Here is a 24,252-nt window from a genome sequence, read left to right as displayed (position 1 = left end):
ATGAGGTTTCATTATACTTTTCAAAAAGTCGTTGACTTGAAGGGCAATGAGAAGACACAGGCAGAATGGATGCTCTCAAGCGCGCTTGGAGAATTGCAGGCACAGGAAAGAAGCCTGGATGAACTCATCTTTCAGCGGAGTGCTATCATGCTATCCTTACAAAATGCCGCAGAGCAAAAGACACCTATGGTTAAGATTCGTGAAATGCAAGAGTATGTGGAATATCTGGATAAATGCATTGCCCGTAAGCATACGGACATTAGCCGTGCACATCAAGAAGTCCAGAAGAAACAAGATCAGTTAAGTACTAAGGTTTTAGATGAAAAAGTATGGTTGAAGGCAAAAGACAAGGCTGAGACATTGTTTCAGCAAAGTATGATTTTACGGGAACAAAACGAACTGGATGAGATGGCAACCGTCCGCTTCGCGATGAAATCCCTCTAACCCGGGAGGTTTCCGCTAGTGGCTAATATTGATAATGATATGGAACTTGAAAATGAAGGGTCAGCGGGGAAATTTGAGCGGTTCTTATTCTTAATGATACCGATTATCTTCACGCTAGTACTGCTTGGAGTACTGTTGACGCTTTTTAATATGGACATTCGTAATAATGTGCTTGAAGTTGCGAATAAAATTCCTATCCTGGAAAAATGGGTTCCTGATCCGCCAGCAGATCCTTCCAAACCGAAGGAAGAAAGCAAAAAGCAGGAAGTGAGCTCAGCGACAACGATTAAGGAGCTTAAGGCTCAGCTCGCCCAGCAGGAAGAAAACCTGAAGAAGGTTACAGATGAAAAAACAGCCCAGGATACCAAGGTTCAGGCGCTAGAGTCACAGATTGAGGGTATGAAGAAGGAAGCTGAGACCGCAGAGGCAAGCACAGATGAAACAGAAGATCCTTATCAGAAACAGGTTTCTGATTTGGCTAAGCTGTATGCGGGCATGAAAGCTTCGAAGGCTGCACCGATCATGGAGAATTTAACTACAGAAGAAATGGTACAGATCTTCAGTGTCATGAATAAAGCGAGTAAAACTGCAATTTTGGAAAAAATGGATCCGCAAAAGGCTGCAGATGTAACGATTAAGTTAAAAGAAACTACATCTTCGAGTGACATGGCGATCGCAGCCCTTCAATCTAGATTGAAGAAAGATGCCGGCACAACAGCAACAGCAACAACCAGTAAGAATTTGGATAAGGAAAAGTTGAATCAGACCTTCAGCACAATGACTCCTGCTAATGCAGCATCGTTACTAGGAGAAATGTACAAGATTAGCCCTGATAAGGTCGTGACGATTATGAATACCGTAAGTGATAGTGTTCGTTCATCTATTTTGGGAGAAATGACTAAAAATGATAGCGCGCAAACTGCGAAAATTGTTAATCGTCTGATGGGTGCTAAATAGATAGGGAAAGGAGGTGAAAAATAAATGAGTTTAGTCGTTCAATCGCTTGTGAGTGCAAACGCAACGGCAGTAAACGGGAGTTCATCGACTACAACTGGTACAACAACGACGGGTGCACCATTTGCTCAAACCCTGGTACAAACCATGGGAGGCAATGCCAACACCTCGTCGACTCCAGCTGAACCCCTATTGGGAAATCTAGCTTCTTTGCTGCAAGGCCTGTTAAAGGAAGTGCAGCCGACTGGAGAAGAGCAAGCAGGGCAAGACACTCAGAAGGGTGAGCTCCTTGAAAAACTTGCTGCTGATGTTGAGAAGCTGGATGAAAGTATCAGTAGTGATCCAGCTCTGTTGGTAGCCTTGCAAGCTTGGATTCTTCAGGTATCTGCACTTCTATCTGGAAGCCATGCTGCAGAGGATGGTACTACTACAACGGAAGCAGAAGTGGCTGGAAGCTTGTCACCATTGGCACAGAATGCTGATACATTAAGATTTGCAGTTCAAGATGACTTGCAAAGTTTAGTTTCTATGATTCAAGAAGCTGCAGTGAGTGGCAATGAGGAAGTTGCAACAAAGGGAATCAGTTTATTGAATAATTTCACAGCGCTTTTAGAAGAGTCCTCCTCTAACACTAATAAGGGGAAGGGAAAGACCAGCAATGTGAGTGTTAATTCTGATGCTTCCTTACAACAGCCCGTTATTACTGAAAGCAAAAATAATCAAACGGATAAAACAATTCAGAATGTAAGCAATCGTTCCGGAGAAGCTGTTGTAGTGAAAAATGATACGGTTGTAAGCTCGCCTGTGATATCAGGAACTGTGCAAGAAGCTGAAGCAGAGACTGCGAACACGCCGTTAATCAAGACAGGCGTAATCGGGGAAACGAAGACAACAGAATCTGCTCAAGATTCCACGCTGGGAATTACAGCTAACGAAGGGGATCATGAGGTTGTTACTGCGGGGCAATTATCTCTGCGCGGAGGAATTACTGCACCGCTGAAGGCTGAAGTGCCAGCAGCACCTGTTCCGGTTCAGCAATTTGCTCAGGAAATGACAGGTTTCATTACAGGCAAATTAGAGATTGTGCAAAAAGGTGGGATCGCTGAAGCGACTATATCCCTTTTTCCAGAAAATCTCGGACAAGTTGATGTTAAGATCACAATGCAAAATGGTCATTTAGTTGCCCAGTTCATGACTGAACATACCGGCGCTAAAGATATGCTGGAACAACAAATGAACCAGCTTCGCGCTGCATTGCAATCTCAAGGTCTTCAAGTGGAGAAGCTGGAAGTTACGCAAAATAATACCCCACTCAATTCGCAATGGGGGCAGGAAGGACGCCAACCTAATTCCGGAAGTGGGCAGCAGGGTAGACGTTCCAAAGAAAGCAGAGAGGAAGCCAGTGATGCTGTTCTAGCCGCAGAGCTGAATGGTGAATGGAAAGACTGGGTTTCAAATGCGGGACAAGAAGATCAGTCCCAAGGTGGATCTTTTTCTGCTAAGGCTTAACTTTAATAACAAAGGAAAGAGAGGTGAGTGGTTATGGCGACAACAGTTCCGGTCTCTACTAAAGATCAGTGGAATTATACAACTCCCGACTCTAGTGCACGGACAACAGGTAATTCTACTTTAGGTAAGGATCAGTTTTTGAAGATTTTGATTACTCAGCTGCAAAATCAAGATCCGATGCAACCGATGGAAGATAAAGAATTTATTGCGCAAATGGCCCAGTTTACATCCGTGGAGCAATTGATGAATATCTCTACTCAGCTTAATGCTATGAATCAGTCCCTTGGATCTGTATCCGGGTTGATTGGTAAAGATATTACTTGGACAGACACCGCCACAAAGCTGCCTAAGACAGGTAATGTTGAATCTATCGTTGTTAGCAATGGTATTCAATATGCGGTTGTGGGAAAAGACAGAATTGCTTTAACCGATATTACACAAATTCAGAATGCCGCAGCAACGCCAGAAAGCGGTTCTGGTACAGATAGTAATACTCCGGAGAATAGCGGAGGAAGCGGGGCGAGCATATGAGTGACAGGCTTACTATAGGCCAACTGTATCCTGCGTCCCTGCATTCTACAACGTTACAACGATCTTCGCTGCCTAAGCAGTCTGTGGCGGGGGAAGCTTCTTTTGAGAGTTTACTGCAACAGAAACTATTAAAATTCAGCAATCATGCTGCTAAGCGCCTAGAACAAAGAGGGATAGAGCTTGGAAGCGGTCAGCTGGATCAAATTTCATCTGCTGTGGACAAAGCTGCTGCTAAGGGAAGTAAAGAATCCTTGATTTTAATGAAGGATTTGGCGTTCATCGTTAGCGTTCCTAATCGCACAGTAGTTACTGCTATGGATGGTAACTCGATCAAAGATAATGTATTTACACAAATCGATAGTGCAATAGTGATTTCATAATAGGCTGGTCCTAACGGAAAGCCGAGGCGGCCGCTGACCGACTGACGCGGTCCCAATTCACTTGGAAAGTTATTAGGACTCTATAATCTGGGAGGACATTAAACATGTTAAGATCAATGTATTCAGGGGTTTCAGGAATGAGAGGCTTTCAAACTAAGCTTGATGTAATCGGTAATAATATTGCTAACGTAAACACTATCGGGTTTAAATCCGGACGTGTTATGTTCAAGGATATTATGAGCCAAACCGTTTCTGGTGTTACTGCACCGGGCGAGGATGGTCAAGGTGGGGTAAATGCGAAACAAGTTGGACTAGGTGTTAGTATTGCTTCTATAGATACCCTACATTTGGCTGGTAGTGCTCAAACCACCAACAACCCAACAGATTTACGGATCGATGGAGATGGTTTTTTCCTGGTTAAGCTAACTGAGGATCAAGAAACTGCGTTTTTGACCCGAGCCGGAGATTTCCACATTGACGCTGCGCGTAATCTTGTTACTGCTGATGGACTTCATGTTTTAGATTCCGACGGTGGGCTCATTCAATTAGGTGACGATGTAACGGCGTTTTCTATCTCTAATGATGGAACAATTGTACAGACCATGGCGGATGGAACGACTGAAGCTGGGGTGAAGATTGGTGTAGCCAAGGTTACTAACCCATCTGGTCTGGAGAAAATCGGAGGCAATCTGTATCGTATGACACTTAATGCGAATGCAGAAGGCGAGCTAGTTCCGACTACAGCGAACAATACAGAAGATGGCACCGGGGCAATCATCTCTGGACAGCTGGAAATGTCCAATGTGGATCTTACCAATGAATTTACAGAAATGATCGTATCACAGCGTGGATTCCAGGCGAATTCCCGTATCATCACAACTTCTGATGAAGTGCTGCAGGAAGTAGTAAACCTGAAGCGTTAATTTAATCAATAAATTCTATATTTTCTTAAATGGTTCATGCGGAGTCGTGGGGGAGTTACTCCTCCCCCTATTTTGTTAGGAGGCCTGTTATGATATCGGTAACAAGATTAAATGGAACACCGATGTGGATCAATGCCCTACTGGTCGAAATGGTAGAAGAAAGCCCGGATACATATATTACGCTCGTAACCGGAAAAAGACTGATCGTTCTCGAAAAAGCCGATGAGGTTATTACGAAGATCCGGGATTATAACAGGGACATAGGCACATATGCTGCCACCATTAAAATCCAGTCAATGGAGGAGCTAACATGAAAAAGATGATGCCGTGGCTCATCACGATATTACTAGCGATTACTCTGATCGTGGTCGCCGCATTTTTACTAATGGACAGGATCTTTCCGAAAGATACGAACGAGGTAAGTGCTGCTGTTCAAAATGTGGAAACAAAACATTTAACTGCAGATGAAATCGTCGAATTGACGGCAGAGATCATTGATATCAAAACAAATCTTGCTGATCCCGATTTTATCCTTCAAGTAGATTTCGCCTTCCAACTGAGTTCTGCGAAATCAAAGGAAGAATTCGAAAAAATAAAAGAGATCAAAATCAAACCAATAATTATCAAGACGCTTGCAGATACCAAACCTGAGGACCTTAATGGAGCGAATGGAAAAGATCAGCTTAGCAGTAAGCTTATTAATCTGATCAATAAGACATTGACTGAGGGCCAAATTACTCAGATCGAAATCACCAAATTCCTTTTGGCTTCTGTGTAGCTTTATTCCTGATAATTCTTTGATGGGGGGGTGATTGAATTGGTTGATGTACTATCACAAAACGAAATTGATGCTCTACTTGCTGCACTTTCTTCAGGTGAGATGGACGCCGATGAACTTAAAAAGGAAGAAACTCAGAAGAAAATCCGCTCTTATGACTTTAAACGGGCTGTCCGCTTTTCCAAAGATCATATCCGCAGTCTTACACGGATACATGACAATTTCGCCCGTTATCTTACAACGTATTTTTCAGCCCAATTGCGCACCTTCGTTCAGATTAATGTCGTTCAAGTAGAGCAGCTCCCTTATGATGAATTTATTCGCTCCATACCGAAAATGACGATATTGAACATTTTTGAAGCAGAACCTTTAGAGGGCCGCATGGTAATGGAAGTTCATCCTAACATTGCTTTTGCTATGCTGGACAGGTTGCTTGGAGGCTTTGGAACTGCACCTTCTAAGATTAATGCGCTAACTGAGATCGAAACAACGATTATGGAGCGTATCTTTAGTAGATGTTTTGAGAGTCTGCAGGAGGCTTGGAAAACGGTGCTGGATATTCATCCGCGGATGGAAGCTCTTGAGACGAACCCGCAGTTCATGCAGATTGTATCGCCCAATGAGACCATTGCATTAATCTCTCTAAGTACCAAAATTGGAGATACAACAGGCATGATCAATCTTTGTATACCGCATGTCGTTTTAGAGCCTATCATGTCCAGACTTTCTGTTCACCAATGGTTTGTGACAGAGAAGAAGACGCGGGATGAAGATGAGCTACTGGCCATTAGAGCTAGAGTTCATAAAGCGAAGCTGCCGATTGTTGCTGAACTTGGAGAATCGAGCTTATCCATATCTGAATTCCTAGGGCTTAGCGTCGGTGACGTGATTTCTCTCAACAGAAACGTAGATTCTGGACTGTCGATTAAGGTAGGGGAGAAGCTTAAGTTCATCGGAAGTCCCGGAATGGTTAAAGATCGGGTAGCCGTGCAAATAGACGAAATTGTCAATGAAGGAGTTGAAGAATTTGACGAGTAAAGATTATTTATCCCAAGAAGAAATCGACGCCCTTCTGAGACAATCTGCGGAGGGCTCATTAGCTCCTGCGGAGAAAACGGTAGATGACTATCTAACACCGTTTGAACAGGATGCTTTGGGCGAAATTGGTAATATAACGTTTGGCAGTGCAGCAACAGCACTTTCCACTTTACTAGGGAAAAAAGTAGATATTACAACCCCTCAAGTTTCGATCATTACACGCGGGGAGTTTGAAATTGCTTTTCCTAAACCGCATGTAGCTGTTCACGTTCAATATGTGGATGGGTTTCAAGGGATTAACTCACTTGTTATTAAGATTAGGGATGCACAGGTCATTGCCGATCTGATGCTTGGCGGTGCTGGCGAACCTAAGGATGAAGAGTTGAATGAAATTCATATTAGCGCTGTGCAAGAAGCTATGAATCAAATGATGGGTTCTTCTGCTACATCGATGTCTACGATTTTTAATCGTTTTGTTAATATCTCGCCTCCGGGTATAGACATTTTGAATATGTCCAGCGGAGAAGGCGTAGGCAGTCTACCAGACGATGAGACCCTAATTCGTATTTCGTTCCGGCTTAAAATTGGTGATTTGATAGATTCTACTATTATGCAGCTCTTGCCTGTTCAGTTCGCAAAAGATATGGTATCCATGCTTCTTGGTGATGTTAGTCCAGCAGAGGAGGAGGCAGCGGTCACAATGGCTGAAACACCTGCCATGACTAATTCTGCTGAGACACCACCTCCAGCACCTCCAGTGCAACAGGCGCCCTCACAGCCTGCAGGAGGAACGCAACCACCATATCCACCGCAGGGTATGCCAGCGTATCCAGGGATGCCAGAAGGCGGATATTATTACCCTCCAGCGGGTATGCCAGCATACGGAATGCCTGGGATGCCACCATACGGTATGCCACCGCAAGGGATGCCATATGGACAGACACCACCGCTTAATTCTGAGGCAAATCGCAATGTAAATGTACAGCCTGTGCAATTTGCAAATCTGAATGGTGGGGCTTTTGGTCATATTGATGAAAATAATTTAAATTTATTGATGGACATACCGCTTAGAGTAACCGTAGAATTAGGAAGGACCCAGAAGCAGATCAAAGATATTTTAGAAATGTCACAAGGCTCAATTATTGAGCTGGACAAGCTCGCAGGTGAGCCTGTAGATATTTTGGTTAACAACAAGCTTATTGCCAAAGGTGAAGTCGTTGTTATCGATGAAAACTTTGGCGTACGCGTTACGGATATCGTCAGCCAGTGGGACCGAATTCAGAAATTACAATAAGCATACTTAGGGAGGATTTTGTAAAAATGGCTAACCGAATTCTAATCGTGGACGATGCAGCATTTATGAGAATGATGATCCGTGACATTTTGTCGAAAAACGGATTTGAAGTAGTGGGCGAAGCTCAGGACGGTTCTCAAGCGATAGAAAAATTCAAGGAACTGCGTCCGGACCTCATCACGATGGATATTACTATGCCTGAGATGGACGGAATCGCCGCCCTGAAAGAAATCAAAAAAGTAGATCCGGCTGCAAAGGTTATTATGTGTTCAGCCATGGGCCAGCAGGCTATGGTTATCGATGCAATCCAAGCAGGAGCTAAAGACTTTATTGTGAAGCCTTTCCAAGCTGACCGGGTTATCGAAGCTATTAACAAAACGTTGGGCGCGTAGGATAAAGTCATGTTATATTCCGAAACGCTCGGAAGCAGTAACACCCTGCTGAATTTGTTTAAAGTTATTATTGTCCTGGCGATAATCATTGTACTTATAGTGGTGCTGATTCGTTTTCTTGGACGGCGTAATCAGACCTTTATGAGCAACCGTTCTATAAGAACGCTTGGTGCAATAGGGCTTGGACCTAATAAGTCGATGCAGGTTATCGAACTGGGAAGCAGTCTTTACTTAATCGGGATTGGTGAAAATATATCTATTTTGGATAAAGTCACCGATCCGGATGAGGTAGCATTGATCATTGCGGCATTTGAGGATCAGTCCTCTAACCAGAATAATTTCCTCGCACCGCTTATTGCCAAGGTAAAGGTAAAGCTGCGTGGGGAGGTTCCATCTCAGGAAATTGAACTTAGTGAAACATCATCTTTTTACGAGACTCTGCAATCCAAGCTTCGTTCTGCACCAGAGCGTAAAGAGAAAATGGAAGAGCTGCTTCGGGATGATGTTACTAAGGATGAGTCGAGGAATATATGAAAAAGAAGCTAATTCTTGCTATTCTGCTGTTCGGTATTATCAGTGTGGTTATGATGACGCCGATACATGCTGATCCTATACCTAATGTTAATATTCAGGTCGGTAATGAAGGTTCAAGCAGTGGTACCAGTTCCATATCAATTCTTCTTCTTGTTACGGTTCTGAGTATTGCTCCGGCGTTTCTGGTTCTTATGACTAGCTTTACTAGAATTGTAATCGTATTAGGTTTTGTGAGAACCTCGCTGGGTACTCAGGCTATGCCTCCGAACCAGGTGCTGGTAGGACTTGCTCTGTTTCTGACCCTATTCATTATGTCACCAACGCTGGCCACAGTGAATGAAAATGCGTTGCAGCCGTATATGAAGGGGACAATCACCCAGACCGAGGCTTTTGATAAAGCTGCTGATCCGATGAAAGAATTTATGTTTAAACAGACGAACACCAAAGATCTTCTGTTATTTATGAAATACACCGGTTATACCGGATCTACTAAACCGGCTACATACAGTGATATTCCACTGACGGTGATGGTGCCAGCTTTTGCAATTGGCGAATTGAAAAAAGCTTTTACAATGGGCTTCTTAATTTTCATACCATTCCTGATTATTGATATTGTTGTGGCGAGCACACTGATGGCCATGGGGATGATGATGCTTCCCCCGGTTATGATTTCATTACCTTTTAAAATAATGCTCTTTGTACTGGTAGACGGCTGGTACTTAGTCATTAAATCACTACTTCTTAGTTTTAACACCTGACCTAAAGAGGAGGCATGAGGGATGAGTACGGAGTTTATCATCGGGCTAGCAAGCCAAGCCGTATATTTAGTGCTGGAAGTCAGCGCACCCATGCTGATTCTTGGTCTGGTGGTAGGGCTAATAATCAGTATTTTTCAGGCTACGACACAGATTCAGGAACAGACGCTAGCGTTTGTTCCCAAAATCGTCGCAGTGCTGCTGGCTTTATTGCTATTTGGTCCGTGGATCATCACGAAGCTGATTGACTTTACAAGCCAAATTTTGGGTAATCTCTATATGTATATTGGTTAATCAATGAACATGGAGACCATACTGCAAAGTTTACCCGTCTTTTTGCTTATTTTTTGTCGAATAACCGCTTTTTTTGTTGTCGTTCCTGTATTTTCTTCACAAGGGGTCCCGACAACCTTTAAGATTGGCATTTCTTTTTTTGTAGCATTGGTTGTCTTTAGTGCTAATGGAACAGGGCTTACGATCCCGCAGGATTTCAGTTATATTTTGCTGATTGCCAGAGAGGTATTAATCGGATTGTTGCTAGGTTTCGTTGGATATTTGATGTTTATGGCGATTCAGACAGCAGGTTCATTTATTGATATTCAGATTGGCTTCGGTATTGCTAATGTTATCGATCCTATGACTGGAACGTCTGCACCAATTCTTGGTAATTTCAAATATATGATAGCCCTGCTAATGTTTCTGAGCATGAATGGTCATCACCATCTGCTAGATGCTATTGTGTACAGTTATAAATGGGTTCCTATGAATAATGATTTATTTCTAGGCATGATTGACGGTAGTTTGTCAGAGTTTCTGGTTCGAACATTTGCTCAGTCCTTTGTACTCGCTTTTCAAATGTCGGCTCCTTTAGTAACTGCGCTGTTTCTGACTGATGTTGGCCTTGCTTTTTTGGCGAGAACGGCTCCGCAATATAATGTATTTGTTATTGGGGTTCCGCTCAAAATCATTATAGGTCTTGCACTGCTTTTAGTGCTGATGCCTGGTCTGGCTGTGCTGTTTCAGAATCTCTTCGATATCATGTTCGAATCCATGGAGAATTTATTGAATCTCATGGGGAAGAGTCCGTAGGTGACCGTAAGGGGAGCGTATTATGCCTAAGACGAAGCGGTATAGACTGGATCTTCAACAATTCGCCGGTGAAAAGACGGAAAAAGCAACCCCGAAGAAACGGCAAGATGCTCGTAAAAAGGGTCAAGTAGCCAAAAGTGCTGAGCTATCCGGTGCAGTTGTATTGTTATCAGCAGTAGTTAGCTTGATGATGTTTGGTGGTTTTATGAAAGAGCGCTTCATGAAGCTATATATGGACGTATTTCAGAATCAGATGACACTGGAGGTTACTCCGGAGAATATAACACTGCTATTTAATCAATATGGACTACAAATACTGATTTTGCTAGCTCCATTACTTGGAATAGTTTTTGTTATGGCGCTGGTAAGCAATCTGGCGCAGGTGGGCTTTATGACCACGGGAGAAGGGATCACCCCTAAATTCAGCAAGCTTAATCCGATAAAAGGGTTCAAAAATATTTTCTCCATGCGTTCGTTTGTCGAGTTCCTGAAATCCATATTTAAGCTTCTAATTATCGCTTATCTGGTATATAGCACTTTATGGGGAGAAAAGAAGAACTTTGCATCCCTGTCGCATATCAGTGCGGAGGGGATTTTTAAATTTGCGGCCAAGCTGACGATGAGTCTTGGTTTGAAAATCGGGGCTGCCCTATTGGCTATGGCTTTTCTGGACTACATGTATCAGAAGTACGAGCATGAAAAAAGCCTGAAAATGTCCAAGCAGGATATCAAGGATGAATACAAAAAAATGGAGGGTGACCCTCTAATCAAAGGTAAGATCAGGGAACGCCAACGTAGAATGGCCATGCAGCGTATGATGCAGGAAGTTCCAAATGCGGATGTAATCATTACGAATCCTACACACTTTGCGGTTGCGCTTAAATATGACGGTACCAAGATGGAAGCACCGCAGATTATAGCAAAAGGGCAGGATTATGTAGCACTTCGCATCCGGGAGCTGGCTAAAGAGCACGGCGTCGTGACTATGGAAAACAAACCGCTGGCACGGGCATTATTCCAAAGGGCAGAGATTGGAGATGTCGTTCCAAATGATCTGTTCCAGGCTGTGGCTGAAGTGCTGGCATATGTATATAAGCTTAAAGGTAAGAGGAGATAAGGCGGGGGGGTTAGGACATTGAAAGCTAAAGATTTAACAGTTTTGCTAGGCATCATCGGGATCGTGCTTATGATGATTCTGCCTATCCCGTCCTGGCTATTGGACGTTTTGCTTGTTATTAATATCTCAATTGCATTAATTATCATTCTGGTTGCTATGAATACGAAAAATGCACTCGAATTTTCAATTTTCCCTTCATTGCTCCTAGTAACCACACTGTTTCGTCTGTCACTTAACATCTCGACTACAAAACTGATCCTGACTTACGGAGATGCCGGTTCAGTGGTATCTACTTTCGGTAGCTGGATCGCTGGCGGACAAATTGCTGTTGGGTTTATCGTGTTTCTGATCTTGGTAGTCGTTCAGTTTATTGTTATCACCAAAGGTTCAGAGCGCGTAGCTGAGGTAGGCGCTAGATTTACCTTGGATGCGATGCCCGGTAAGCAAATGAGTATTGATGCCGATCTTAACGCAGGCATGATTAACGAAACCCAGGCACGTGAGCGCCGGCGTAACGTAGAACGTGAAGCGGATTTTTTCGGAGCCATGGACGGTGCGAGTAAATTCGTTAAAGGAGACGCGATTGCGAGTATTATCATCTTGCTGATCAATCTCATCGGTGGATTTATCATCGGTATGATGGTTCACGGGATGGACTTTGCTACTGCGTTATCCACGTATTCTGTATTGACCATCGGGGACGGTCTCGTCAGTCAAATTCCAGCTTTGCTGATTTCGACAGCAGCCGGCTTGATTGTTACTAGAGCTTCTTCGGAAGGTAATCTTGCAGAAGAACTGACAGGACAATTGTTGTCCTATCCGAAATTGTTGTATATTGTCGCAGTTACGGTAGCTTTTCTTGGACTCTTTACACCCATACATATGATTACAACGCTCCCATTGGCCGGATTGCTGGCTTTTGCAGCCTACCGTATGGGACAAAATTTAAATAAGAAACAGATTGCCGAAGAGCAACTTGTTGAAGAGAAGCAGATTGAAGAGGTACGAAGTCCGGAAAGTGTCATTAATTTGCTGTCAGTTGATCCCATTGAATTCGAGTTTGGTTATGGTCTTATTCCTTTGGCGGATACAGGTCAGGGTGGCGATCTGCTAGATCGTATCATCATGATTCGACGGCAATGTGCCCTAGAAATGGGTCTTGTAGTACCTGTTATTCGCATTCGCGACAATATTCAACTAAAACCGAATGAATATGTCATAAAAATTAAAGGAAATACAGTCGGCGGTGGTGAATTATTACTTAATCATTACCTTGCAATGAGTCCAGGATATGATGATGAATCTATAAATGGTATTGAGACCATTGAACCATCCTTTGGGCTTCCAGCATTATGGATTGATGAATCGGTTAAAGAGCGGGCTGAATTGTCCGGCTATACTGTAGTAGACCCTCCATCTGTTGTCGCAACACATCTGACGGAGTTAATCAAACGTCATGGACATGAGCTGATAGGAAGACAAGAAACTAAGATGCTGGTGGACAACCTTAGGGATAATTATCCAGTGCTCGTCGACGATCTTATTCCTTCCGTATTGGCGATTGGGGATGTGCAGAAGGTTCTTGCTAAGCTGCTTCGTGAAAAAATATCGATCAGAGATTTGGTTACGATTTTTGAGACATTGGCGGATTATGGGACATACACCAAGGATCCGGATATTCTCACTGAATATGTTCGTCAGTCCTTGTCCAGACAGATTACTCAGCAATTCTCACAAGTAGGGGAGACATTGAAAGTCATCACGGTTGGACCTAATCTTGAAAAGAAAATTTCCGAGAGTGTGCAGCAATCTGAACAGGGAAGTTATTTGGCCCTAGATCCAACTTCGACACAAACGATCTATCAGCGGTTAAGTGAACAGATTAATCGATTGCTGCAGACAGGGCAACAGCCAATAGTGCTCACATCACCAACCATTCGTATGTATTTGCGGCAGGTGATTGAACGAACGATGCAGGATATTCCTGTACTGTCTTATAGCGAGCTAGAGCCTAACATTGAAATACAAAGCGTCGGAGTGGTGAATTTATGAGAGTGAAGCGTTACGTGGTCGATTCGATGCCTGACGCCATGCTTTCCATTCGCAACGAGCTTGGGAGCGAGGCCGTCATTTTAAGTACAAAGGAAATCAAAATCGGCGGATTTTTAGGGTTATTTAAGAAGAAGAAAATAGAAGTTGTAGCAGCAGTAGAAAAGGCAGAGAAGAATAATGTTCCAAAAAAGCCGGCTGCGCCAGCGATGAACATTCCACGGAGTGCAGTACCACAGGCTTATCAAAAAGCGTCATCTGCTTCAACTACATCTTCTATAGCTTCCGTACCTTCTGTTTCATTAGAAAAGCCAGAAGAGTCACGGACGTTTGCGGAGATTGCCGCAGCCTTATCGGAAGCTATCAATGTACAAGAATCGATAGCCAAGCTTCCGGAGCCAGAGCCTGAGCAAAAACTTTCTGAATTAAATCGGGAAGATGCACCTACTATATCAGCGTTGTATGAATCATTGGGATTAGAACAATCGCCAGAGGTTGCCACCGCCCTCGAAAATGATGTTCTTCGAGAGATTAGAGATATGAAGCTCTGGATGGAGCGAATTGCCAGACAATCCTCAGGTGGAAGAGAATTGCCGGACAGTCTGCAGGAGCTACGGGATCTTTTATTAGAGCAAGAAATGGATGCTGTGCTTGTTGAGGAATGGATCAGTAACATCTCGGAACGTTGGGTAGAGGAAGGGCGCACTTGGGGACCAGAGAAGTTTATGGGATCTCTTAAAGAACAGATTGACGGTTTTCTGACAGGACGAATTGCTGATGGAATTGCCCGGGATACTCAAATAGTATATATTGCCGGACCCACTGGAGTTGGAAAGACCACAACCATAGCTAAGCTTGCGGCAGAACAGCTATTTAAGCACGGACGCAAGGTAGGTTTTATCACCTCCGATACGTATAGAATCTCAGCTGTTGAACAGTTGCGAACCTACGCTGCTATCCTCAATGTTCCACTGGAGGTTGTCCAATCGCCAGGAGATTTGCAAAGAGCACTCTTTCGTTTGGAGAGTTGTGATCTAGTATTAATGGATACAGCTGGCCGAAATTATCGCAATGATATGTTAGTTGCAGAACTGCAAAGCTTGCTTGCGAAGGAATTGAGAAGTGAAACCTATCTTGTGCTTAGTTTGACCTCCAAAAGCCGTGATATGAAACTTATTGCAGAGCATTTCGGCAGATATAGACTGGATAAGGTTATTTTCACAAAGCTGGATGAGACGGGGAGTTACGGCCCGCTCTTTAATGTCCTGAATGACTTCCCACTTACCTTGTCTTATATGACCGATGGTCAAAATGTACCTGATGACCTGCTTATGGCTACCAAAGGACAGCTGAGTGAGTTGCTTCTTGGAACAGGTGAAACATGATGGATCAGGCACAATCCTTAAGACAGCTTGTATCCAGTCAGGATTCTAAAGTAGCTGTAAGAGGGGGATCATCCGCCAGGATCATTACGGTGTGTAGTGGTAAAGGGGGCGTTGGTAAGTCGAATTTTACACTTAACTTCGCTTTAACTTTAAAGGCTATGGGCAAACGGGTTTTGCTGTTCGATGCAGATATCGGCATGGCTAATATAGATGTGTTGATGGGCGTATCAGCGAGATATAATCTTTATCATTTGTTAAAAAGAGAAGCGGATATCGAGCAGATTATTCAATACGGTCCGAATTCGCTCCCTTTTATAGCAGGTGGCTCTGGAATGGATGAGCTATTTACTCTTTCAGAGTCTGATCTTGATTATTTCACAAATCAAATAGCACTTATCGCGGACAGCATGGATTATATTTTGTTCGATACTGGTGCTGGATTATCTAAGGAAACGATGAAGTTTATAACTTCTGCCGACGATTGCCTAGTCGTTACTACACCAGAACCAACAGCTATCACAGATGCATACGCATTAATGAAGGTTGTGAATCGTTCCTATCCTGAGACTTCCTTTAAATTGATTGTGAACCAGGCAGGTGATGAAAGGGAAGCCATAGCGACAAGCGACAAGATCCGAATGGCCGCCAGTCGTTTTTTGCAATTAGATATTTCTTATCTTGGTCACATAAGCTCAGATGCCCATGTAGTGCAGGCTGTCAAAAGGCAAACGCCATTCACATTGGCTTTTCCAAACAGTATTGCTGCAAAGGATATACATCGGCTTGCCCTAAGTTATTTGACCATTGATTCTCAAAAGACCACAAAAGTCCAAGGGATTAAAGGCTTTATCCATAAATGGTTAAAGCGAAGTAAATAGTTGTTCTGAATTTGGGACAGAGGTGGAAATGATATGAAGCCATATAAAGTATTGGTTGTTGATGATTCGGCATTTATGCGCAAGATCATTTCCGATTTAATTGAAAATGACGCTGACTTTCAGGTGACGGCAACAGCAAAAAACGGTCGTGAGGCTATCGAAAAAATCAATGAGCTTCGTCCTGATCTGGTTACTATGGATGTAGAAATGCCAGAAATGAACGGCCTGGAAGCGCTGAAAATAATAATGGCCTCAGACCCTCTGCCAGTGATTATGCTGTCAGGGATCAATGAAGAGGGCATGAAGGAAACCATTCTTGCACTGGAATGGGGCGCTTTTGACTTTATTCGTAAACCTTCGATTACCAACTCTCAGGATATCATGGGAGTGGGAGAATCCTTAAGGGAACAAATGAAAGAGGCTATGATGGCCCGGGAGCAGCGCGAAGCACGTGCTTCTGCATTTAAGTTGCCAGACATACCGCCAGTAGAAGTCGCACCGCCAACTGTACCGAGAGTGATAACCGGCAAACCCAAGGTAGAACCTAAAGCTTCACTCAAAAATGAAGTGACCAAAAAACCGCGGGTGAAGCAGCCGTTAGATCATACTTTTCCTAAAAGAGCAGCAAAACCATTAATCTCTACTCCACCACCTTTATCAGAAAAGAGTAATGCAAGGTCAAGAGTGGAGAATAACGCTACCCCACCAAAACCGTTGCCTAAACCTAAAGTGGAAGTGTCTTCGGACGCTCCTGCAAATCCTCAGGTCCGGAAGTATGGGAGTAATGATCTACAAAAGTTGGTTGCCGTGGGGTGCTCTACTGGTGGACCACGTGCTCTAAAGGTATTTCTGGAGAAGATTCCTGCGGATTTTCCAGCACCTATTGTTATTGTGCAACATATGCCGCCTAACTTTACCAAATCACTGGCCCAGCGACTGAATACCTTCAGCCCGCTAGAAGTGATTGAAGCTGAGCAGGGGATGATATTGCAAAAAGGTACTGCTTATATAGCACCTGGAGGCTATCATTTACAAGTTGTCCCATCCTCTAGAGGGCAATATGCGGTTGTACTCACAAAGGAGGAGGCTCGTAATGGCCATCGACCTTCTGTGGATGTTTTATTTGAATCATTGCTGCCGCTCACATCGTTAGAACGTCATTTGTTACTAATGACAGGGATGGGTAGTGATGGGGCAAGAATGATGAAATCCTTATACGACTCTGGGGTAACCTCAACCTTTGCTGAAAGCGAAGAAACTTGTGTCGTATATGGAATGCCGCGATCTGCGGTGGAATTACAGTGCGTCCAGCACGTACTGCCTTTGCAAGAAATTGCTCCAAGGCTGGTGCAAGCTGTTAAATAACAGAAAAGCGAACTCAAAGGGGAGGTGCTCACTGATGGACATGAACCAATATTTATCCATGTTTATTGATGAGTCGAACGATCATCTGCAGTCATTGAACGAGAGCATGATGGGGCTGGAAGCGAATCCTGAGGACATTAGTATTGTGCAGGTAATATTCCGCTCTGCGCATACCTTAAAAGGTATGGCAGCAACTATGGGCTTTGAAGATTTGGCTTCACTCACACACCAAATGGAAAATGTTCTTGATTTGGTACGCAACAACAAACTGCGCATGCAGGATTTCATTTTTGATACGTTGTTCAAAAGTTTGGATGCCTTGGAGTCTATGGTTGAGGATATTACGGGAGGAGGCGAGGGTAAAGCGGATGTTTCGTCTATCGTCTCCTCCTTACAGGCTATAGTCCGGGGAGAGATTCCTGTTGCGGGTGGTGAGGCAGCTTCTGGCTCAGGACCTGCTGCACAAGCGGTTGAAACCCCGATTCATTTAGATGAGTTTCAATTTTCTGTTCTAGAACAGTCGATTCAAGAAGGACATCAAGTATTATATGTGGACGTAACCATTCGCAAGGATTGTCAGCTTAAGGCAGTACGTGCATATATGGTGTTTGATCTTTTGGAGCGTTCAGGTGAAGTGGTTAAATCCTTCCCATCCGTTCAGGATATTGAACAAGAGAAATTTGATCAAAGCTTCTCTCTCTATTACATAACTCAAAAAAGTGCTGATCAAATTCAGGCTATGATACTAAATCTGTCTGAGATTGATAAGGTATCGGCAGTAGCATTGGATCAAGACTCTCTGCAACAGCTGGGTCAAGAAACAGCAGCAGCTGCCTCTGAAGTGGCTGCCACGACTACTGAGGCTCCAGCAGCAGCTGCACCTGCGGCTTCTGCCGCTAAACCCCTGCCAACCAAAGAAGAGGGCAACAAACCTGCAGTTCACAAAACAGGTGGGGCACCATCACGTACCATTCGTGTAGATATTGAACGTTTGGACGTGTTGATGAATTTATTCAGTGAACTTCTTATCGACCGTGTCCGATTGGAACAGCTGGCTTCTGAGGTTCAAAATGGTGATCTTACAGAAACGGTTGAGCATATGGGCCGGGTAAGCGGAGATCTCCAGAATATTGTAATGAAGCTGCGGATGGTTCCGGTAGATACAGTATTTAACCGATTCCCACGTATGATCCGTGATCTAGCCAAGTCACTAGATAAAAAAGTAGATCTTATCATCACAGGAGCAGAAACTGAGCTAGACCGAACGGTCATTGACGAAATCGGGGATCCGCTGGTGCATTTATTGCGTAATGCTGTTGACCATGGGATCGAATCTATTGCGGATCGTGTTGCTGCTGGTAAGCCCGAGACCGGAACGGTCTATTTGCGGGCTTTCCACAGTGGTAATCACGTCTTCATTGAGATCGAAGAAGATGGAACAGGGATTTATCCGGAAAAGGTTCTGAAATCTGCTGTGAAGAAGGGTGTTATAACACAAGAGCAGGCAGCCAGTATGTCGGACGATGAAGCTTTTCAGTTGTTATTTGCCCCAGGCTTCAGTACAGCAGAGGTCATTTCTGATGTTTCAGGCCGCGGGGTAGGGCTGGATGTAGTGAAATCTAAGATTTCTTCTTTAGGCGGCAATGTAACGATTTATTCTGCTCCAGGTAAAGGGACAAATTTCTCAGTGCAGCTGCCTCTAACTCTATCAATCATTGCTGCAATGCTTATCCGATTAGGTTCCGAGAAGTATGCCATTCCTTTGACCTCTATAGTGGAAACGGGAATCGTGAAGCAATCTCAGATCCGTACAATCCATGGCAATAAAATGGTAGAATTCCGTGATTCGCATATTCCTCTGGTTTCTCTAAGTCGCCTCTTTTCTGTACCGGATTATGATGAGAGTACTGAAGAAGAAACAGAAATCGTAGTTGTGCGCAAGGGAGAAAGATTAGTTGCCTTAGCAGTACAGGATTTTATTGGCCAGAACGAGGTTGTGATTAAGAATCTGGGTAAATATTTGCCTGATGTACAAGGAATATCTGGCGCAACCATTCTTGGTGATGGTCAAGTAGCACTTATTATTGATCCGAACGCTTTTATTAAATAACTAGGATAGAACAGGGAGGTTCATTCCATGGCTGAAGATATTAAAGTGATAGTGTTTAAATTAGGCGTAGAGGAATATGGAATTGAAGTTGAAAAGGTACAAACTATTGAGCGCATGATGCCCATTACTCGTGTACCTAAGACCTATTCATTTATTAAAGGTGTAATTAATTTACGTGGTGTTGTTATTCCTGTAATTGATCTACGGGGCCGTTTCGGCATCGAAGAGGCTGAACACACCGATCAGACAAGAATCATCATCGTGTCTGTTAATGAAATGGAAGTAGGCTTCATTGTAGACTCTGCAAATGATGTTATAGATTTGAACAGAGATTCTATTGATACACCTCCTGATGTTGTTGGCGGCATCAAGGCAAAGTATTTGGATGGGGTGGCCAAGATTGGAGACGAGCGCTTACTGATTATGCTTAACTTGTCAGAAGTGCTTAACAAAAGCGAAATCGTTCAATTAGAAAGCCTAGAGGGCTAACCTGTGGAACTATTTAAGCACTATAAGGATTTCAAAATGGATGTGCTTAAGGAAGTTGGGAACATTGGAGCTGGAAATGCAGCCACCGCATTATCACAGCTCTTGAATAAGCCGATAGATATGGCTGTTCCTAAGGTACAGCTCCTTAACTTTGAAGAAATAACAGATAAAGTTGGCGGAGCCGAAGAACTTGTATATGCGGTGTTTCTACGTGTGGAGGGTGAAGCTCCAGGTAACCTGTTTTTCATTCTGTCACCAGAAGCGGCTATGAACTTGCTTAGTCGTATTGCAGGCATTGAGCTATCGAGTGATGAAGAGCTTGGAGAAATGGAGCTTTCTGCACTAAGCGAAATTGGTAATATTTTGGCAGGATCGTATCTTTCTTCTCTAGCAGACTTCACCGCACTTTCTATGTATCCAACGGTGCCGGCCCTTGCTATGGACATGGCTGGCGCTATCCTTAGCTACGGTCTGCTGCAATTCGGGCAGATGGGGGACGATGCTTTGTTGATCGACACTACCTTCTTTGAAGGGAAAAACGAAATTGAAGGGCAATTTTTCCTTATTCCCGATCCGGAATCATTCCCGAAAATCTTCAAATCGCTAGGAGTTCCTTTTGAAAATGATTGAAGAACAAAGCATTATTAAAGTAGGGATGGCGGATCTTAACGTTGGAAGCCAAGACAGTTTAATTCGTACCACAGGTCTTGGCTCTTGCGTGGGATTAACATTGTTTGACCCTGGAAAAAAGCTCGCAGGGATGGCGCATGTGATGCTCCCATCATCTGAGATTGCTAGGGAAGGGCAGTTAAACATCGCTAAGTTTGCAGATACTGCAGTGCCGGAGCTCTTATCCCGTCTGCTAGAGCTTGGGGCGGTTCGGAGCCGGATCGTAGCCAAGATGGCCGGAGGTTCACAAATGTTTGCCTTTGCCGGGGGGAGCGACACCATGAGGATCGGGCCTCGTAATGTTGAATCTTGTAAACTAGCACTTGAAAATTTAAAAATTCCGTTAATCGCAGAAGACACAGGCGGCAATTATGGCCGTACGATAGAAATAGCCTGCAACACTGGTATATTGTTTATTCGCAGTGTGCAAAAAGGCGCTAAGGAACTATAATTATGAATATGATTGGAAACATTTTGATAAACTTGGTGTCGGGTTTGGTAGGTTTCATATTTACCTTTTTTGTAACCTACAGTAACAATGTATTGGGTACTAGTTTATTAAGAAGCCTAATTGCATTTATCATCTGGTTTCTGCTTGCTTTCCTCTTAAGATGGGTATTGGGTTTTATTATGATTCAAACATCGCCTCCAGATGAAGTGGATACTGGTGGTGAAGAACTAGGGGCGAAGCTGGACATCAGCACCCCTAATGAGGATGAAGAATTAATCAATCTACTAAAACCGAAGCCAGGACAAGGAAACGAAAATAGCGAGGGGTTTAAGCCTCTTACACCTCCTAAGCTAGTTTCGATGAAGGATCCTGAAGAATTGGCCAAGGCCGTTCGTCACCTGAAAGAAGAATAAGTGAGGGCTGAGGCGGAATCGGTGATCTTATTGGAAGGTACATTTCGCCGCGAATGCTCGCTGACTAAACTTTGGGAAGGGTGAAAGCTATTGAACGAGCGTAAAGCTTCTCAATTGGAAACTGACGAGCTATGGGAACAGTGGAAAGAACACAGAGACCCTGATGCCAAAAAGAAGCTGATAGAGAGTTATCTCCATATTGTTGATTATGTATCCAGTCGTTTGGCTGTGGGATTACCCAAGAATGTATCCAAAGATGATTTAGCCAGCAATGGGGTTATGGGACTAATTGATGCGATTGAGAAATTCGACTACAAACGAGGATTGCAATTTCAGACCTATGCGTCCTGGCGTGTGCGTGGTGCGATATTAGATTCATTACGCCAAAGTGATTGGGTACCTAGATCCGTTAGGGAAAAAGCTAAAAAAATTGAGGACGCTTATCAGCAGCTGGAGCAGAAGCACTTAAGGTCAGTTAGTGACGAGGAAATGAGCCAATACCTTAATATTAGTGAACTGGAATTTCAAAATATGTTGCAGGATGTGGCTGTGATGTCACTTTGCTCACTGGAAGACCCGATTCGTGAAGAGGAATCAGAGACCCGAATGTCCATACTGGTGGACGATAAAGCTAAGAATCCGGATAGCAAGGTAAATGAATTCTACTTGCGCGAAGCGCTCACCAAAGGTATTGAGAAATTAACGGTGAAAGAAAGGACCGTTGTGTCCCTTTTATATTATGAAGATTTATCTTTAAGTGAGATTGCTGAGGTCATGTCGTTATCTCCTTCAAGAATTTCGCAGTTGCATTCCAAAGCTATTTTGCGGCTGAGGGGAACGCTCGAGAAGAACCGTGATCTCCTTATGCAGAACGATTAACCGTTAGCGGTGACAAGGGGGAGCAAAATTTGATCGGTCAATATGCTTTGAATCAGTACTTGAGTATAACTTTTTCGGAGGACAAAGGGATCGCGTATTTGCAGTTCTCCAAAAAAGATGAGAATTTTTCCTGCTCATCTACAGAACTGGAAGCCTTCCTGCACAGTCACAATATTCGCTACGGTATCAAGAGTGATGTTGTTGAACGTATTTGTAGTCATCCTGAGGAGTTTTTTTGGAGTAAAGTTCCGATTGCTGCAGGTTATCCTGCTGTGCATGGCACGGATGGACGAGTCATGCTTACAGTTGATCTGGAAGAGGACCGCAAACCGCTTGAAAAAGCGGATGGTAAGGTCGACTATAAGGACTTGGTCCGGCTTCAGAATGTGCTTAAAGGAAAGTTAATAGCTAAAATTATCCCTGCCCAGCCTGGAAAGTTAGGGATGACTGTAACTGGCGATGAGCTTGCTTTCAAGGCTGGAAAGGAAGCTCATTTTAAAATCGGGAAAAATGTACTCATTGATAATGAGGGCACTTCAATGTACGCAGCGATTGATGGGCTGGTCACGTTAACTGATAACGGGAAAATCAATGTGTTTCCTGTATATGAAGTGAATGGTGATGTGGATTACAGCACTGGAAATATTGATTTTGTAGGTACGGTCGTCATACGTGGGAATGTCCTTTCAGGCTTCACTGTAAAGTCTGCCGGTGATATTCGGGTTGTAGGCGGCGTTGAAGGTGCAGAGTTAATCTCTGGGGGCTCCATTGAAATTACTGGTGGAATTATCGGATATAACAAAGGCCAAGTTACCGCTGGAAAAAGTGTGAAGGTTTCTTTCATTCAAGATGGAAACGTAACCGCTGGGGAAGATGTAATTGTTTCTCAGAGTATTATGCATTCCAATATACGTGCGGGTAGAGATGTTATCTGTAACGGCTCTAAAGGTTTGATTGTGGGTGGAATCGTTCAGTCTGGAGAAAGAGTTGTAGCAAGAACTATAGGTAACACCATGTCCACTGCGACTGTGATTGAGGTAGGCGTGGTTCCAGAGCTTAGAAATGAGATTAACGAGCTTCGTCAAGAGCTGCGGCAGCTGCTGGAGAACGAGGATAAAACCTCTAAAGCTTTGTATCTATTAAATCAATTGGCTACTAACGGTCAGCTCCCTGCGGATAAAGTGGCGCTTCGCGTCAAATTAAATGCTACTAAACAATCCCATCAACGTGAAGAAAAAAGAATTAAAGAACGGGTACTAGAGATAGAAAGAATGTTAGAAGATACAGGTAGAGCGAGAGTTGAGGTTATCAAAACCATTTATGGCGGTTCAAAGATCATGATTGGCAGATATACCCGATTTGTTAAGGATGCTACGGAACGGGTTGTGTTTATTTATAGTGATGGGGATATATCTTTAACGCCGTACAATTAATCGGGCGGGCAGCATTAGCGGCCGGCCATTACTTGTGAGAGAAGGGTTAAGATGAGCCTAAAACCGGTGGAACTGCAAATTGCTTTGCCTCGCACCACGGAGGCGGGCAAGCTTCAGAATGAATCTCAGCAACGTCCTGCTATCGACCAACATCAATTGGCTGGGCAAAATGTAAAACAAAGTCAGGAATTGGCCATGCGAAGCACAGAAGTGGATGAGTCTTCTGAATCTGCTTTACGTGATGGCGGTGAAAAAGGCAATCAGCATTCAGGTGGCAATTCTTCTTCAGATAAACACTCGAACACGCCTGCAACCCGTGATGCCGAGCATCCTTACAAAGGACAACGAATTGATCTAAGTCTTTAATAAGAATCTACATGAATCTACATCTGA

At 43.7% G+C, this 24,252-nt stretch carries 28 protein-coding genes; all 28 read left to right on the top strand.

What is annotated here, in order from left to right; genetic code table 11:
* Positions 1–444 carry a flagellar export protein FliJ gene (gene fliJ, locus MHH60_RS22450; protein ID WP_038571963.1) on the top strand — a complete coding sequence of 148 codons (444 nt, stop codon included), beginning with the start codon at positions 1–3 and terminating at the stop codon, positions 442–444.
* 39 nt (positions 445–483) lie between these two features.
* Entirely contained in the window at positions 484–1,401 is a 918-nt protein-coding gene (locus tag MHH60_RS22445; protein WP_076136473.1) for a MotE family protein, read from the top strand.
* A 24-nt stretch (positions 1,402–1,425) separates the two neighbouring features.
* Positions 1,426–2,907 carry a flagellar hook-length control protein FliK gene (locus tag MHH60_RS22440; RefSeq protein WP_076136393.1) on the top strand — a complete coding sequence of 494 codons (1,482 nt, stop codon included), beginning with the start codon at positions 1,426–1,428 and terminating at the stop codon, positions 2,905–2,907.
* 33 nt (positions 2,908–2,940) lie between these two features.
* Positions 2,941–3,438 carry a flagellar hook capping FlgD N-terminal domain-containing protein gene (locus tag MHH60_RS22435; RefSeq protein ID WP_036688543.1) on the top strand — a complete coding sequence of 166 codons (498 nt, stop codon included), beginning with the start codon at positions 2,941–2,943 and terminating at the stop codon, positions 3,436–3,438.
* On the top strand, positions 3,435–3,818 hold the full coding sequence (locus MHH60_RS22430) for a TIGR02530 family flagellar biosynthesis protein (protein WP_036688541.1): 384 nt from the start codon (positions 3,435–3,437) through the stop codon (positions 3,816–3,818). Before MHH60_RS22435 ends, MHH60_RS22430 begins: the two co-directional genes overlap by 4 nt.
* Before the next feature lie 104 nt (positions 3,819–3,922).
* Positions 3,923–4,741 carry a flagellar basal body rod protein FlgG gene (gene flgG, locus MHH60_RS22425; RefSeq protein WP_076127808.1) on the top strand — a complete coding sequence of 273 codons (819 nt, stop codon included), beginning with the start codon at positions 3,923–3,925 and terminating at the stop codon, positions 4,739–4,741.
* A gap of 89 nt (positions 4,742–4,830) precedes the next feature.
* A complete protein-coding gene (locus MHH60_RS22420) occupies positions 4,831–5,055 on the top strand; it encodes a flagellar FlbD family protein (protein WP_036688535.1) in 225 nt (74 codons plus the stop codon).
* Positions 5,052–5,519 carry a flagellar basal body-associated FliL family protein gene (locus MHH60_RS22415; protein ID WP_076100380.1) on the top strand — a complete coding sequence of 156 codons (468 nt, stop codon included), beginning with the start codon at positions 5,052–5,054 and terminating at the stop codon, positions 5,517–5,519. The genes MHH60_RS22420 and MHH60_RS22415 overlap by 4 nt, the downstream gene beginning before the upstream one ends.
* A 39-nt stretch (positions 5,520–5,558) precedes the next feature.
* Positions 5,559–6,557: a flagellar motor switch protein FliM gene (fliM, locus tag MHH60_RS22410; RefSeq protein WP_036688529.1), complete on the top strand. Its 999-nt coding sequence runs from the start codon at positions 5,559–5,561 to the stop codon at positions 6,555–6,557.
* Positions 6,547–7,851, top strand: a complete 1,305-nt coding sequence (fliY, locus tag MHH60_RS22405) for a flagellar motor switch phosphatase FliY (protein ID WP_076136395.1) — start codon at positions 6,547–6,549, stop codon at positions 7,849–7,851. The genes fliM and fliY overlap by 11 nt, the downstream gene beginning before the upstream one ends.
* Before the next feature lie 26 nt (positions 7,852–7,877).
* Entirely contained in the window at positions 7,878–8,243 is a 366-nt protein-coding gene (locus MHH60_RS22400) for a response regulator (protein ID WP_076127811.1), read from the top strand.
* 9 nt (positions 8,244–8,252) lie between these two features.
* On the top strand, positions 8,253–8,777 hold the full coding sequence (locus MHH60_RS22395; RefSeq protein WP_036688521.1) for a flagellar biosynthetic protein FliO: 525 nt from the start codon (positions 8,253–8,255) through the stop codon (positions 8,775–8,777).
* A complete protein-coding gene (fliP, locus tag MHH60_RS22390) occupies positions 8,774–9,535 on the top strand; it encodes a flagellar type III secretion system pore protein FliP (RefSeq protein WP_036688518.1) in 762 nt (253 codons plus the stop codon). Before MHH60_RS22395 ends, fliP begins: the two co-directional genes overlap by 4 nt.
* A 21-nt stretch (positions 9,536–9,556) precedes the next feature.
* Positions 9,557–9,826: a flagellar biosynthesis protein FliQ gene (gene fliQ / locus MHH60_RS22385; RefSeq protein ID WP_036688516.1), complete on the top strand. Its 270-nt coding sequence runs from the start codon at positions 9,557–9,559 to the stop codon at positions 9,824–9,826.
* A 9-nt stretch (positions 9,827–9,835) separates the two neighbouring features.
* On the top strand, positions 9,836–10,621 hold the full coding sequence (gene fliR / locus MHH60_RS22380) for a flagellar biosynthetic protein FliR (protein WP_036688514.1): 786 nt from the start codon (positions 9,836–9,838) through the stop codon (positions 10,619–10,621).
* Positions 10,622–10,643: 22 nt separating this feature from the next.
* Positions 10,644–11,738 (top strand): flagellar biosynthesis protein FlhB, encoded by a 1,095-nt coding sequence (gene flhB, locus MHH60_RS22375; RefSeq protein WP_036688512.1) that lies wholly within the window; start codon positions 10,644–10,646, stop codon positions 11,736–11,738.
* Positions 11,739–11,756: 18 nt separating this feature from the next.
* Positions 11,757–13,790, top strand: a complete 2,034-nt coding sequence (gene flhA / locus MHH60_RS22370) for a flagellar biosynthesis protein FlhA (protein WP_036688509.1) — start codon at positions 11,757–11,759, stop codon at positions 13,788–13,790.
* Entirely contained in the window at positions 13,787–15,172 is a 1,386-nt protein-coding gene (gene flhF, locus MHH60_RS22365) for a flagellar biosynthesis protein FlhF (RefSeq protein WP_076136396.1), read from the top strand. The genes flhA and flhF overlap by 4 nt, the downstream gene beginning before the upstream one ends.
* The gene (locus MHH60_RS22360) at positions 15,169–16,050 is read left to right on the top strand and encodes a MinD/ParA family protein (RefSeq protein WP_076136398.1); all 882 of its coding nucleotides are present in this window, start codon (positions 15,169–15,171) and stop codon (positions 16,048–16,050) included. The genes flhF and MHH60_RS22360 overlap by 4 nt, the downstream gene beginning before the upstream one ends.
* Positions 16,051–16,083: 33 nt before the next feature.
* Positions 16,084–17,415: a protein-glutamate methylesterase/protein-glutamine glutaminase gene (locus tag MHH60_RS22355; protein WP_076136399.1), complete on the top strand. Its 1,332-nt coding sequence runs from the start codon at positions 16,084–16,086 to the stop codon at positions 17,413–17,415.
* Positions 17,416–17,449: 34 nt separating this feature from the next.
* Complete coding sequence (locus tag MHH60_RS22350; protein ID WP_076136401.1) at positions 17,450–19,525, top strand: chemotaxis protein CheA; 2,076 nt, start codon at positions 17,450–17,452, stop codon at positions 19,523–19,525.
* A 27-nt stretch (positions 19,526–19,552) separates the two neighbouring features.
* Positions 19,553–20,014: a chemotaxis protein CheW gene (locus MHH60_RS22345; protein ID WP_036688501.1), complete on the top strand. Its 462-nt coding sequence runs from the start codon at positions 19,553–19,555 to the stop codon at positions 20,012–20,014.
* 36 nt (positions 20,015–20,050) lie between these two features.
* Positions 20,051–20,644 (top strand): chemotaxis protein CheC, encoded by a 594-nt coding sequence (locus tag MHH60_RS22340; protein ID WP_370511156.1) that lies wholly within the window; start codon positions 20,051–20,053, stop codon positions 20,642–20,644.
* Positions 20,637–21,134 (top strand): chemotaxis protein CheD, encoded by a 498-nt coding sequence (locus MHH60_RS22335; RefSeq protein ID WP_036688499.1) that lies wholly within the window; start codon positions 20,637–20,639, stop codon positions 21,132–21,134. The genes MHH60_RS22340 and MHH60_RS22335 overlap by 8 nt, the downstream gene beginning before the upstream one ends.
* A 2-nt stretch (positions 21,135–21,136) precedes the next feature.
* Positions 21,137–21,547: a hypothetical protein gene (locus tag MHH60_RS22330; protein WP_370510564.1), complete on the top strand. Its 411-nt coding sequence runs from the start codon at positions 21,137–21,139 to the stop codon at positions 21,545–21,547.
* A 90-nt stretch (positions 21,548–21,637) separates the two neighbouring features.
* Positions 21,638–22,426: a FliA/WhiG family RNA polymerase sigma factor gene (locus MHH60_RS22325; protein ID WP_076127824.1), complete on the top strand. Its 789-nt coding sequence runs from the start codon at positions 21,638–21,640 to the stop codon at positions 22,424–22,426.
* Between the two features lie 29 nt (positions 22,427–22,455).
* Positions 22,456–23,859: a DUF342 domain-containing protein gene (locus tag MHH60_RS22320; protein WP_076136402.1), complete on the top strand. Its 1,404-nt coding sequence runs from the start codon at positions 22,456–22,458 to the stop codon at positions 23,857–23,859.
* A 51-nt stretch (positions 23,860–23,910) separates the two neighbouring features.
* Positions 23,911–24,225: a hypothetical protein gene (locus tag MHH60_RS22315; RefSeq protein ID WP_076136404.1), complete on the top strand. Its 315-nt coding sequence runs from the start codon at positions 23,911–23,913 to the stop codon at positions 24,223–24,225.
* Positions 24,226–24,252 lie beyond the last annotated feature (27 nt).

This window comes from Paenibacillus sp. FSL H7-0716 (assembly GCF_038002705.1).
Taxonomy (GTDB): domain Bacteria; phylum Bacillota; class Bacilli; order Paenibacillales; family Paenibacillaceae; genus Paenibacillus_AQ; species Paenibacillus_AQ odorifer.
This window is presented reverse-complemented; position numbering and strand designations above follow the sequence as displayed.

Excerpts from the sequence above, each read along its gene's own strand:
- fliJ (WP_038571963.1), top strand. The coding sequence starts at position 1 with ATGAGGTTTCATTATACTTTTCAAAAAGTCGTTGACTTGAAGGGCAAT.
- MHH60_RS22445 (WP_076136473.1), top strand. The coding sequence starts at position 484 with ATGGAACTTGAAAATGAAGGGTCAGCGGGGAAATTTGAGCGGTTCTTA.
- MHH60_RS22440 (WP_076136393.1), top strand. The coding sequence starts at position 1,426 with ATGAGTTTAGTCGTTCAATCGCTTGTGAGTGCAAACGCAACGGCAGTA.
- MHH60_RS22435 (WP_036688543.1), top strand. The coding sequence starts at position 2,941 with ATGGCGACAACAGTTCCGGTCTCTACTAAAGATCAGTGGAATTATACA.
- MHH60_RS22430 (WP_036688541.1), top strand. The coding sequence starts at position 3,435 with ATGAGTGACAGGCTTACTATAGGCCAACTGTATCCTGCGTCCCTGCAT.
- flgG (WP_076127808.1), top strand. The coding sequence starts at position 3,923 with ATGTTAAGATCAATGTATTCAGGGGTTTCAGGAATGAGAGGCTTTCAA.
- MHH60_RS22420 (WP_036688535.1), top strand. The coding sequence starts at position 4,831 with ATGATATCGGTAACAAGATTAAATGGAACACCGATGTGGATCAATGCC.
- MHH60_RS22415 (WP_076100380.1), top strand. The coding sequence starts at position 5,052 with ATGAAAAAGATGATGCCGTGGCTCATCACGATATTACTAGCGATTACT.
- MHH60_RS22400 (WP_076127811.1), top strand. The coding sequence starts at position 7,878 with ATGGCTAACCGAATTCTAATCGTGGACGATGCAGCATTTATGAGAATG.
- MHH60_RS22395 (WP_036688521.1), top strand. The coding sequence starts at position 8,253 with ATGTTATATTCCGAAACGCTCGGAAGCAGTAACACCCTGCTGAATTTG.
- fliP (WP_036688518.1), top strand. The coding sequence starts at position 8,774 with ATGAAAAAGAAGCTAATTCTTGCTATTCTGCTGTTCGGTATTATCAGT.
- fliQ (WP_036688516.1), top strand. The coding sequence starts at position 9,557 with ATGAGTACGGAGTTTATCATCGGGCTAGCAAGCCAAGCCGTATATTTA.
- fliR (WP_036688514.1), top strand. The coding sequence starts at position 9,836 with ATGGAGACCATACTGCAAAGTTTACCCGTCTTTTTGCTTATTTTTTGT.
- flhB (WP_036688512.1), top strand. The coding sequence starts at position 10,644 with ATGCCTAAGACGAAGCGGTATAGACTGGATCTTCAACAATTCGCCGGT.
- flhF (WP_076136396.1), top strand. The coding sequence starts at position 13,787 with ATGAGAGTGAAGCGTTACGTGGTCGATTCGATGCCTGACGCCATGCTT.
- MHH60_RS22360 (WP_076136398.1), top strand. The coding sequence starts at position 15,169 with ATGATGGATCAGGCACAATCCTTAAGACAGCTTGTATCCAGTCAGGAT.
- MHH60_RS22355 (WP_076136399.1), top strand. The coding sequence starts at position 16,084 with ATGAAGCCATATAAAGTATTGGTTGTTGATGATTCGGCATTTATGCGC.
- MHH60_RS22350 (WP_076136401.1), top strand. The coding sequence starts at position 17,450 with ATGGACATGAACCAATATTTATCCATGTTTATTGATGAGTCGAACGAT.
- MHH60_RS22345 (WP_036688501.1), top strand. The coding sequence starts at position 19,553 with ATGGCTGAAGATATTAAAGTGATAGTGTTTAAATTAGGCGTAGAGGAA.
- MHH60_RS22340 (WP_370511156.1), top strand. The coding sequence starts at position 20,051 with ATGGATGTGCTTAAGGAAGTTGGGAACATTGGAGCTGGAAATGCAGCC.
- MHH60_RS22335 (WP_036688499.1), top strand. The coding sequence starts at position 20,637 with ATGATTGAAGAACAAAGCATTATTAAAGTAGGGATGGCGGATCTTAAC.
- MHH60_RS22330 (WP_370510564.1), top strand. The coding sequence starts at position 21,137 with ATGAATATGATTGGAAACATTTTGATAAACTTGGTGTCGGGTTTGGTA.
- MHH60_RS22315 (WP_076136404.1), top strand. The coding sequence starts at position 23,911 with ATGAGCCTAAAACCGGTGGAACTGCAAATTGCTTTGCCTCGCACCACG.